The sequence below is a fragment of the Duganella violaceipulchra genome, from assembly GCF_019166075.1.
Classification (GTDB): Bacteria; Pseudomonadota; Gammaproteobacteria; order Burkholderiales; family Burkholderiaceae_D; genus Rugamonas; species Rugamonas violaceipulchra.
Genome location: NZ_JAHTGR010000115.1, coordinates 1 through 479, shown reverse-complemented (window position 1 = coordinate 479; position 479 = coordinate 1). Strand labels below are relative to the sequence as shown.

Below are 479 nucleotides of genomic sequence, written 5' to 3'. Positions count from 1 at the left end.
TTGACCAGGAACTTGGGCACGATGAACAGCGAGATGCCTTTGACGCCGGGAATCAGCTTGCCGTCCGGGCCGGGGATCTTGGCCAGCACCAGGTGCACGATGTTGTCCGACAGCTGGTGCCCGCTGCTGATCGGCGGCGCCACCACCAGCCGCGCACCGAGGCGGCCAGCTGCATGCCCTTGAACGGCGAGATCACGGCGCTGTTGATCTTGGTGCGGCTGGCGGCGTGCACGTCAAAGAACTTGCGCCGGATATGCGCCAGGCCGAATTCGTCGATCTCGCCCTCGCTGCGGTTTTCCAGGATCTTGCCGAACAGCGCGGCGCGGCTTTCGGTGGCGACCGAGTACTTGCCGTCGCCGGCGCGACGCCCAGGCGCTGCGCGCAGTCGGCGAACGATTCGTCTTCGTAGCGGTCGCGCACATACACTTGCAGCAGGCGGCCTATCACTTCCGGCATTTGCAGCGCGGAGAACGACGGTC

The 479-nt window shown here is 65.6% G+C and carries 1 protein-coding gene; it reads left to right on the top strand.

The annotated features are described in order from the left end of the window. The first annotated feature begins 226 nt into the window (after nt 1-226). Nucleotides 227-409 carry a hypothetical protein gene (locus KVP70_RS35720; RefSeq protein WP_217946708.1) on the top strand — a complete coding sequence of 61 codons (183 nt, stop codon included), beginning with the start codon at nt 227-229 and terminating at the stop codon, nt 407-409. Nucleotides 410-479: the final 70 nt, after the last annotated feature.